At 64.9% G+C, this 12019-nt stretch carries 1 protein-coding gene (running past one end of the window); it reads right to left on the reverse strand.

Translation table 11 applies throughout. The features are described from left to right. On the reverse strand, positions 1–12019 hold the final stretch of the coding sequence (locus KUV74_RS00025) for an LEPR-XLL domain-containing protein (protein ID WP_222515317.1). It continues 16598 nt past the right edge of the window; the window shows 12019 of its 28617 coding nt (coding positions 16599–28617); its start codon lies off the right edge, out of view; its stop codon occupies positions 1–3.

Genomic DNA, 12019 nt, shown 5'->3' on the forward strand with positions numbered 1-12019 from the left:
TCAAGACGTCTCCTCATCGTCATCCTTGCGCAGCCGACGCCATTGCTCGGCGGCCTGTTCACGTCGAAGCGTCTTGAGTCTATCGGTGTGGTCGGTGGACGACGTCATGGCTCGGGCGACACCCCAGCCAGCGCCGGCCAGCGCCGCTGCCAGGCCACCCAGTGCCGAACTGCCCATGGCACCTTGCTGTTCGGCAGGAACGGACGCATCTGCCTCGCTCGACACCTTGGGCGATACCTCGGTCGACGCCGGTGAGCCTGCCGCCTGTGGCGACTGGTCCAGGGTTGCGTCATCGACCGACGGTACCGCCTCGAGCGACTCACTACCCTCCGCAGCGTCTGGCGCCGTTGGCACGCTGCCGGCAGCCGGGGGAGCGGCGAACAGCGGCAAGCCGCTGATGATGCCACCGCGACTGTCATGGTGGGCCGCCCAACCAGCGACAACACCACGTAGATCCTCGAGTCCCTGACTCGGAGCCACCGCTGCCGGGCGGTTGTTCGAGACCATCGCCTCGCCCAGGGCGAACGCGGTGCGATCCATCCAGCTCCAGGCGGCCAGGCGGCCGCCTGGCTCCTGCTCACGGTAGAGGTTCTGCTGCGCACCGCGCACCAGATCCAGCTTGCCCTGAGCCAGGGTCACGATGGAGGTGACACGCTCGACCTCCGGCACACTCGTCGAACCGGCAGAGGCCACACTCAACCGTACTCGGCCATATTCGCCGATCAGGATGTCGAAGCCGTAGTCACCACCGAAGCCGTCGAAGCCGGCGCCGCCCATCGCCACATCGTGGCCCAGTCCGGTCAGGATGACGTCGTCGCTACCTTCGAAGTTGTCGATGGTCTCGATGGTGATCAGCCCTGGCACGCGAGTCACCCGAGCGAAATCGCCCATCAGAATATCGTTACCGGCACCGCCCTCGAGCGTGTCCTGGCCGCCGCCACCCAGCAGCACATCGCGATCGATGCCGCCAATCAGGTGATTGTCGCTGCGCAGGGCAATATTGCCGGTTTCCGCCAGGCGGTAACGGCCGGTGGTATCACTGAGAATGCGGCCGTCATCGGCGATGGCCACGGTCTCGCCGCCGGCGTTGACAAGGGTATCGGCGCCGACACCGCCAATCGCCTGATCCCGGCCCACTCCCAGCAGGATGACGTCATCCCCACCGGTGCCCTGGCGCCGATCGAGGCTCTTCACCTCCTGGCGAACACCATCTTGTGCGGTGATCGACCCATTGTCCCCAATGACCACGTTGTCGCCGCCAAGGGCACTGATGCGTTCACCACCAAACCCGCCGATGATCCAGTCATCACCTTTGCCGGTAGTGATGGTATCTATCCCGCCGATGGCGAAATGAAGGGACGCAAAGGACGTCACCACGCCATTGGCGTCGAACAGTACCTCGGCGTGATCACCCGCTACCTTGTCAGCACCAGCGGCGGAGGTGATGACATCGTCGCCTTCGGCGCCGATCACCAGGTTGCCGCCGCTGCCGACACTGACGCTATCCGCCGCGCCGTGACCGTGCGCCAACGAACGCGCGCTCACCAGATGTCCCGCTGCGTTCCACTCCAGGCGACCGAGGTCGGCAAGCACCGTGCTGGTCTGATCACCCGTGGTGATGGCATCGCTGCCCGCACCACCGACGATCTCATTGCGACCGGCATTGACGCCGATGCGATCCTGTCCCGCCACCGCCGATGCGGTACTGGTCATCGTCCTCAACACCGAGGTGTCGTCCCACTGGAGTCGCCCATTGTCACCGATCAACTGGTGACGACTGGTGGCCGAGGCGGCGGTGATCGAAATCCGATCATCGCCAGCGCCGCCGATGGCCGTGACCGAACCGGCATTCACCTCGAGGGTGTCGTCGCCGCCGATGGCAGTCGCACTGGAGGCGGCGCTCAACAACACTCCGCTGGCACTCTGGCGCAGAGAACCGTTATCGCCAAACAGCAGGTGACGGGCGTCGACCGATGCTGCGCTGATCTCGATGGTGTCCGCACCGGCACCGCCCACAGCGGTGACCGAACCCGACTCGACAGCCACACGATCGGCGCCGCCGACGTTGGGCGTCAGACTATCGCCGTTGACCAGAACGCCGACGTCGCTCCAGCTCAGGGTGCCGCGATCCGCCAGCACCACATGGCGCGCCCCGTCGCCAGCCTTGACGATCTCGATCAGGTCACTGCCCACCCCACCGATGACCACGGAGTGGCCACCGCTCAAGCGAATGCTGTCGTCCCCGCCGCGGGTATTCAGCATAGCCGCCGTCTCGCTGGCGGCAGTATCGGACGCCAGGCGGGAGGTCGCAATGACCAGGACACCCGCAGGGTTCCACTCAAGCAGACCATGGTCACCGATCGCCACGCTGGCACTGCGCTCAGGCGAGGCGACAGTCACGCTGTCATTGCCACCGGTGCTGAGGCTGTCACTGCCTTCTCCGCCAATCAGGACGTTGCGACCATCACCACCGTCAAGACGATCCGCTGCCCCATTGGCGCTTGGCAGCGTGACCAGTTCACGCACCTGGGTGCCCACCACGTCCAGCCGGACGTAGTCGCCCACCAGCAGGTCATCACCGCTGCGACCGCCGCTGGTCAAGCTGCCACCGTAAAGCACGTCAGACCCGCCCCCCCCCAGCAGCAAGTCATTGCCCTCGCCGCCGAACAGTCGGTCGCCTCCGTCGTGGATACTGTCCTTGAGCACCAGCGTGGCACCACTGGACAGATCGTTCACCACCTTTAAGGTAACCTTGGCGTTGTCACCGATCAGCCAGTCGGAAGCGCCGCCTCCGCTCAGGACGTCGTTGCCACTGCCACCGATCAACAGGTTGTCGCCACCGCTGACGCTCAAGCTGTCATCGCCGCCCGACGCCATGTCGACGCCTTCCACCGCGAGCACCCGCTGACTATCGAGCAGTCGCAGGCCCGCCTCTCCGGGGCGAGCCTCCAGCTGGATCACGCCGTGGTCCCCCAGCAGGATGTCGTTGCCTCCCCCAGTACTCAGCACGTCATCACCGGCTGTGAGGCTATCTCCGGTCGGATGGGCAATCGCTGCGGCGCTGGCATGCACCGTCATCACCGTATCGGCCAGACTGAGGCGTCGGGAAACATCCACGTCGATGCCACCATCACCGTACAGATGGTTGTTACCGCCCTTTTCATCACTCAGACGGTCATCGCCGGATCCACCAAACAGCTGGTCATCACCGAGGCCGCCAATCAGCGTATCCGCGCCGGCACCACCCACCAGCACCACGCCACCGATGGCCTGACTGGCGTCCAGCAGGTTATCACCGGCCTCCAGGAACGGCTGAGCCAGCAGCGTCGGCCGGCCGCCGACGGCGCTGTAGCGCTCGCCACTGCGAGAGGTATCGCCGAACACCACCAGCGGCATCTGCCACTGATAGCCACCGCTCACCCGGATGTGGTCATCACCGCCGCCACCGTGGACCACACTGAGCGGCATTTCACGAATCACACGGCCACTGCTGGCACTCACCACTCCGTCGAGCACCAGCGCCCCGGCGCTGGTGATGTCGCGAATCAACAGACGCTGTTCGCCGACCAGTACGCTGTCACCAGCACGGAAGCCATCGGCGTACCAGCTGCCGGCACTACGATTCAGCTGGGAAACACCCGCCACCGTCTGTGCCTGCCAGTCGCCGTCGAAGGCCACCGGATCGGCATCGATGGCAAGCTGATCATTGCCTGCGCCCAGCAGCGCCTCGAAGACCTCGACACCGTGGAAATGAACCCCTCGCTCGGTATCGATGGTACCGCCCACACCGTTGTCCTGGGACAGCATGCCTTCACCCATGCCGAGCCCGCCGATCCGCTCGGCACCGATGACACCGGACAGGTCGGCCACGCTGGCATCCACGTGCAGCACCAGGCTGTCGCTATCCTCATGCGCGGTGCCGGAGGTCTCGGCGGCCAGCGCGCTGACACCTTCAGAAGGCAGCATCAGCGGCACAGACGGCACCGGCGTATCGGCGACAGTGCCCCCTTCGACGATCAGCGGTCCCTGAATGTCGGACAGACGCCGTTCGGTGACAAACTGCATGCCCGCCTCGACCGGAGCCCGATATCGGGTCTCCGCCACCACCTCGACGGCCACCTTGTCGGCCCAGTTGCTGGCGTCGAACACCACCGCAGGTGTGGTGACGGAGGTCAGCGTCAGGCTGTCACCGACCCAGCTTCCCAGGGTATCGTCGGACATCAGGTGCAGCCTTCCCTGGGCATCGATGTGGTTGATCCGCAGACGCCCGGCAATGCTCGATCCCGAGCCATCTTCCAGGCTCAGGTAGCGCCCGGTCTGGGCCCCCAGCGATGCCCAGTCGCCACCTTCCAGGACCAGAATCGCCCCGGCTCCCTGCGCGGCCAGCACCGTCACGCTACGCTCACCGTCGAACAGGGTATCCAGCACGATGCGCCCACCCAGGGGGAACTCGGTCTGGCCATCGCTATTGAGATGGACCCTGACCTCAGCGCTCGGCGCCTTGGTCAGCCTCAGCGTGTAGCTGTCGCTGCCGCCCAGGGTCGAGACTCGGGTACCGCCATCCGACTGCTCCACCACCAGCCCAGCGCTGTCATCGTCGTGGACGCTGACGTCGACCTTGCTCGTGGCGCGCTCGGCAAACGAGCTGGCCTGCCCCAGATTGCTGGAGATATCGAAGCCCAGCTGGGCGTCGATCCGGTCTTCGATGTCGGTGTTGCCGAGCGCCTCCAGCACCAGCGTCTGGGGCTTGTCCCAGTTGGAGGCATCGAAGCTCAGGGTGGCGCCGTGCTTTGCCACCAGACGACCGCCGAAGGCCGACAGATCCACGCTGACCGTGATCACCTCACCGGACTGGGGCGCCACCGACAGGCGCACTTCGAGGCTGCCGGACTGAGCCGACGCACCCTCGCCTTCGATCACCTGGAGTCGATCCTGGGCCGTGGACACCACCACATCTCCGCGCGTCGCATCGAATACCGTGATCTCGGTATCGACGATGGGCTGATCCAGCAGCGAGGCCAACGCCTGGGGCAACGGAGACGACGAGGGCGTCTCGACCTGGGCCAGATAGCTGATCGCCATCTGTCGAGTCCCTTCGGCCAGACCATCGGTCGGCGCCTTGACGAAGATCTGCTGGCGCGGTGACCAGCTACCCCCGGTGAACACGAAGTCCACGGTGATCGCCTGGGTAAACTCGCCCAGAGCGTCGAGTGACAGAAGCAGCGTCTCGGCCGACGCCGCGCCCGCCGCGTGACGGTCCTGAGTCGACGCCATGCTGGCAGACAGTGTCAGCGTCACCCTGCTGCCCTCGGCTATACCGGAGATCGGCAGGTTCGTCGACAGCCAGTAAGCGGCAGCGTCGCCGCCTTCCACCACCCGCGTCGCCCCACCGGGCTGCTCGACCAGGATGGCACCGTGCTCGGGGCTAGCCACCTGCACCGTCAGCGCCTCGGCCAGAAGATTTGCGTAGGCCTCGTCAGCGGACACCGTGCCATGGCCCACCAGACTGCTGGCACCCCTGGCGTCAATCGCCTTCACCTCGCCGCTGACGTCCCCCGCCACCTGGATCTGGTCACTGCCGAGACCACCGATGACCTCAGTCAGTACGCTTTCGCGGGTGCTCAGCACCTGAATCCGATCGTCTCCCGCTCCGGCCTCGACGCGCACACGCTCGAGATCGTCATGGGACAGATTGAGCCCAGCGCCAAACACGGCACCCGCGGTGATCACGAAGTTGTCCTCGGCGCTGCTGCCGAAGGCACTCAGACTGTCGTAGCCGTCTTCGCCATCAAGTGCCAGAGGCGCCTGGGTGGCGTAGACCTGATACTGATCGTTGCCCTGGCCCCCCAGCACGCTCATTGCCTGGCCGTTGCCTCGACTGACAAAGCCGTCGCCAGCCCGGGTCACCGCGATCTCGTCGCCCACGACGACGCCCGAGGCGTAGACGCCAGCGCTGGCCGTGCCTACAGGGTTCGGATGCTCGCCGTACTGCTGGCCAATCTCGAAGCGATCGTCGCCGCGACCTCCGTCCAGCGTCATCACGGTCGATGAGCCATCGACCACGAAGCGGTCGGCGCCATCGTGGCCATTGATGGTCACCCGGGCATTGATGCTGGCCCCCACATCGATACGCTCCACGGCGCTGCCAGCCTCGGCCAGACGCGCAACGAAGTTGTCGCGGACCAGGAACAGATCGCCCGTGGTAGACGCCGTCGTCCGGGCCCGGACCATACTGCCGTCATAGTTGTCGTAGCCACGACCTTCGATGAACAGGGAGTCCGCTCCGGCATTGCTGGCACCGCTGTCGAGAACGCGAATGCGGTAGTCGCCCTGATCCGCTTGGCGCGTGACAATCCGGTGCTCGTCGCTGCCGGAACCACCATCCAGGGTCAACAGCGCCTGGCGATCATTGAGCTCCACCACGGTCAGACGATCCTTGCCGCCGTCGCCGGCCACCAGCATGGCGCCCACCAGGGTATCGGCATGGATCAACATGTCGTCGTTGCCGCTGCCACCCCGGAAGCCCATGTTGTTGGTCACCGCGATATCGCCGTGCACATGCAGAATATCGTTGTCGTCTCCCAGATCGACGGCGATTGACCCTGCGCGATGCCGGCCATCGAAGAGCAGACGATCGTCTCCCGCCCGGGTCACCACCGTCAGGCTGTCGGCAAACTGCCATTGGCCCAGAAAGGACACCAGATCGTCGCCATCCCCGCTGTCTACCGACAAGGTGTCGGCCCGGTGATCGCCATTGAAGGTAACAGTATCGGTACCGGCACCAGAGGTGACCTTGGCCGCGGTGGTGACGGTCAGGTCTTCGGTCACGCCCAGGGTATTGGCGCCCTCGCCCATGGCGAGGGAGAGCGAGCCGGCCTGGATGCTGGCGTCGAAGGTGATGCGGTCATCGCCCTCTCTGGTCGTCACATCAAAGGCGTTGGTCACGCCCAGTGAGTTGTTGACGGACAGCACGTTATTCCCGGCGCCTAGCGCCAGACTCAGCGAGCCCGCCTGATGGGTGCCGTTGAAGGTGACGGTGTCCACACCCGATCCGGCGGTGACACTGGCCGCTGCGGTGACCGTCAAGTCTTCTGTCACGTCTAGGGCGTTGGCACCCTCGCCCATGGCGAGGGAGAGCGAGCCGGCCTGGATACTGGCGTCGAAGGTGATGCGGTCATCGCCTTCTTCGGTTGTCACACCAAAGGCGTTGGTCACCGTCAGGCTGTCTTTAACGGACAGCACGTTATCGCCGGCGCCCAGCGCCAGGCTCAGCGAGCCGGCCTGATGGGTGCCGTTGAAGGTGACGGTGTCGACGCCGGAGCCGGCGGTGACACTGGCCGCTGCGGTGACGGTAAGGTCTTGGGTCACGTCCAGGGTGTTGGCACCCTCGCCCATGGCGAGGGAGAGCGAGCCGGCCTGGATGCTGGCGTCGAAGGTGAAGCGGTCATCGCCTTCTTCGGTCGTCACACCAAAGGCGTCGGTTACCGTCAGGCTGTTTTTGACGCTCAGCACGTTATTCCCGGCGCCCAGCGCCAGGCTCAGCGAGCCGACCTGATGGGTGCCGTTGAAGGTGACGGTGTCGACGCCGGAGCCGGCGGTGACACTGGCCGCTGCGGTGACGGTGAGGTCTCGAGTCACGCCCTGGGTGTTGGCGCCCTCGCCCATGGCGATGGAGAGCGAGCCGGCCTGGACGCTGGCGTCGAAGGTCAGGGAGTCATCGCCCTCTTCGGTCGTCACATCGAAGGCGTCGGTCACGCCCAGTGAGTTGTTGACGGACAGCACGTTATTCCCGGCGCCCAGCGACACACTCAGCGAGCCCGCCTGATGGGTGCCGTTGAAGGTAACGGTGTCGACGCCGGTGCCAGCGATGACACTGGCCGCTGCGGTGACGGTAAGGTCTCGAGTCACGCCCAGGGTGTTGGCACCCTCGCCCATGGCGAGGGAGAGCGAGCCGGCCTGGATGCTGGCGTCGAAGGTGATGCGGTCATCGCCCTCTCCGGTCGTGCCATCAAAGGCGTTGGTGACCGTCAGGCTGTCTTTGACGCTCAGGACGTTATCGCCAGCGCCCAGTGCTAGGCTCAGCGAGCCCGCCTGATGGGTGCCATTGAAGGTAACGGTGTCCACACCAGAGCCGGCGGTGACACTGGCCGCTGCGGTAACGGTAAGGTCTTGGGTCACGTCCAGGGTGTTGGCACCCTCGCCCATGGCGATGGCGAGCGAGCCGGCCTGGATGCTGGCGTCGAAGGTCAGGGAGTCATCACCACCCGTGGTTTCGACATCGAAGGCGTTGGTTACCTTCAGGCTGTCTTTGACGGACAGCACGTTATCGCCAGCGCCCAGCGACAGACTCAGCGAGTCCGCCTGATGGGTGCCGTTGAAGGTGACGGTGTCGATGCCGGAGCCGGTGGTGACTTCGGCCAGACCATCGACGGTCAGATCTTGGGTCACGTCCAGGGTATTGGCGCCCTCGCCCATGGAGATGGAGAGAGAACCTGCCTGGATGCTGGCGTCGAAGGTGATGCGATCATCGCCCTCTTCGGCCGTCACATCGAAGGCGTTGGTTACCGTCAGGCTGTCTTTGACGCTCAGTACGTTATCGCCGGCGCCCAGCGACAGACTCAGCGAGTCCGCCTGGTGGGTGCCATTGAAGGTGACGGTGTCCACACCAGCGCCGGCGGTGACACTGGCCGCTGCGGTAACGGTAAGGTCTCGAGTCACGCTCAGGGTGTTGGCGCCCTCGCCCATGGCGATGGCGAGCGAGCCGGCCTGGATGCTGGCGTCGAAGGTGATGCGGTCGTCGCCCTCTTCGGTCGTCACATCGAAGGCATTGGTCACGTCCAGTGAGTTGTTGACGGACAGCACGTTATCGCCGGCGCCTAGCGACAGACTCAGCGAGCCCGCCTGGTGGGTGCCGTTGAAGGTGACGCTGTCGACGCCTGCGTTGCCGTCGATTCTCAGGCTCGCCGCCTCGACATTACCCTCGATAGTGACGCTATTGTCACCATCGCCGCCGGCAATGTTGAGTTGCTGGGCGATGTCCAGGCTACCCTGCTGGGTCAGCGCATCATTGCCGGCGCCCAGCGCCACGCTCATGCTGTCGGCTTTCAGGCTTGCACCCGCCGCGATCAGTACCGTCTGGCGCTTGTCACCCCCTTCCAGAGTGATATCACCGGCAACCGTCCAGTCACCACGCAATTCGACCTTGGCCTCCGGCGTATCACGGAAGGTGGGCTGGTCTTCATCTGGCGTGTCGACCTTCATCACCACATGGCGCGCGGCCTTCACGATGATGTCGTTGGCCTTGAATAGCAGATCGTCGCCCGCGGTCATCAGGATGTCGCGACCGGCATCCAGCGTCACCCCTGCCTCGATGTGCAGGTAGTCTTCGTTGTCATTGGCGTCAGAGGTGTTTTCCCTGGCCGTCAGCACGATATCGCCATCAGCCGAAACGATATCCTCGGTCACCGTGATCGGACTGTTGGCGGTTATCTCGATATCGCCGGTGGCCGTCAGTCCCAGACCATGGATGGTCAGATGTCCGGTGTTGTTGAGGTAGACCTTGCCGTCGCGGGACTGGCCTTCCAGGGTACCGATACGGGAGGTCAGCACCTTGCTCTTGGTGCCCACGTCCTTGACCGCGATCAGACGTACCCCGGCGGTCAACAGGTTGAACGTCTCGTTGGCACCCAGGGCGCTGTAGATGGCGCCCTGCGAGAACACGAACGCCAGTGCATCGGTGGAGCCCGCCGGCCCCGCCTGCACGGTTCCCAGCCGCAGATCACCCTTCACCTCGCGCACGAACACGGAATCGGCGCTATCGATATCGACGCGCCCCGCGGTGTCATCGGTGACCAGCGCCAGCAGGCGATCGGCGGCGCCGACTCCGCCGAAGCCGGTCTCGAGCTGCAGCGTTTTCGCCTCGATGTCGCCGCGGAATTCATCGGCATGGGTCGCGAGGATGGAGTTGAGCGCGCTGAGTTCGACCCGCTCTCCCCCCTTGATATGGCCGACCCTGAGATTGCCATCCACCGCCGCCAGGTAGACGTCTTCGCCGGCATCGACGGTGACGACACCATCGCCGCGCGTGGCCAGCTCGATGGCGTTGGTCGCCTGGCCCACGCTGTCGCCGGCGATCAGGGTGATATTGTTGGCCAGCACCTTGAGCAGGTCGTGGTTCAGCCCGTCGATGATGCTGCCCGCGGCCTTCAGCCACAGATCGCCGCGCTCGGTGAACAGGGTCGAGATCGCCAGATCCCCCTCGATCTCGTGCAGCGAGATATCGCCCTGAGCGCGTGCGGTCAGGGTGGCGGCATCGGTCAGGGCCAGCTTGAGCGGTGCACTGGCGCCGGAACCGATCTGCCCGCTGGCCGCTTCCAGCACCAGATCCGAGGTGCGTATGACCAGGTCGGCACCGGAGGACGTGGCCGCCAGGATCGATCCGGACACCTTGACCCTGGCGTCCTGTCCGGCCACCAGCTTGGCTAGGCGAATATCGGTCTCCGACACCACGTAGGCCGAGTTGGCGGCGGTGATAAAGGTATCGCCTGCGTTTTCGATGGCGAAGTCATCGATCAGGTTGATCGAGATGTAGCGAATCAACTGCTCACCGCTACTGACCTGGGTCTGGGGGTCCAGCAACACCGTTGCCAGCTCCACCTGGGCGCCAAGCTCGCCGACCACCTCCAGCGCGGTGGACAGCTCCAGCGTGCCGCCGCTTATCGCGGTCACGGTGTAGTAGCGTCCATTCTCGGTCACATTGAGCGACTTGCCGGCAAGATCGACGGCCTCGCCCACCTTGAACACGCTGGTATCCCAACTCTGCCCGTCGGTGCGCACCAGCTTGACCGTGGTCACACCCTGGTCGCGCTGGATATCAAGGAAGTCCACCACGGCGCTATGTGGCGCCTGCTTGAGGTAGGTGACATCGGCCCGTTCGGCGGCGGACAGCAGTACCCGCTGCTCGTCGGAGAGCCCGGTCAGCCCACCTGACATGTCGAGCAGCTCGCGTCCGCGGGCCACACCGACACTGTCGCCGGCGATCAGGGTGATATCGCCCCCGGCAATCACGTTGGGTTCCTGAATCTCGGTGCGAGTATCGGTGGTTTCCTGCAACAGGCCCGCGCCGATCAGCGACAGCAGCTCCTGCTCGGTCCACACCTTGATGCTGCCGCGCACCTGCTCCTTCTCTGCCGCGCTAAGGGTGACCTTGAAGCTTGCGTCCTGGTACTCGGTCGCACTGCCGTAGACGTCATGCAGCTCGTGGTAGATATCGGTGCGATCGGACTCGATGCCCGTGAGGCGAGCCTCGATCTGGGCGTCGTCGAGACCCTGGTCGGCGAAACGCTGACGATAGGCGTCACGCTCCGCCTGGGACAGCCTGATCACCTGATCGCTGGCGTAGAACGCCACACGACGGTAGGTCAAGGTGTTGCCCTGGGCCACGCCAGCCCCGGAGGCCAGGATCAACCCTTCTGCGCTGAGGTCGGTCAGACTGTCGATGGTGAAGTAGCTGCCATCGGCCCGATAGAAACGATGCTCGACGCGGGCATCACCGGCGACGATGTCCGGCGCGCTGAGGCGCAGCTCGTCACGTACTTCCAGGGTGCCGCCGCTACCATCGCTGATCTGACGCACAAGACCGAGCAGGATGGCCCCGCTGTCGACGCTGAGCACACTGTAGCTGGTGCCATCGGCCAAGCCGCCGATCCAGTCATCGGAGGTTGCCTGGCGGTAGTTCCAGTAGGTGTTGTACTCCTGGGTCTTGCGGGTTGCCAGGTCGTCCTCGGCGTCCTGAATCTTCTGCTCGGCGGCGCTGCCGACCAGATTGAGCTGTGACCAGACGCCGTCACGCAATTGCTCCACCGTACGCTCATCGACCGTGGCGGCGTCATTGCGGTCGAGCAGATCCCCCGCGGCACGCACCCAGACATCGCCCAGGCGGCTTTCGACCCGTTCGATCCCCAGGTCCCCGCTGAGCTGATCGATGGCAATATCGCCACCGGCCAGGGCATTGAGGCGG

Source organism: Halomonas sp. DP1Y21-3, assembly GCF_019801245.1.
Taxonomy (GTDB): domain Bacteria; phylum Pseudomonadota; class Gammaproteobacteria; order Pseudomonadales; family Halomonadaceae; genus Halomonas; species Halomonas litopenaei.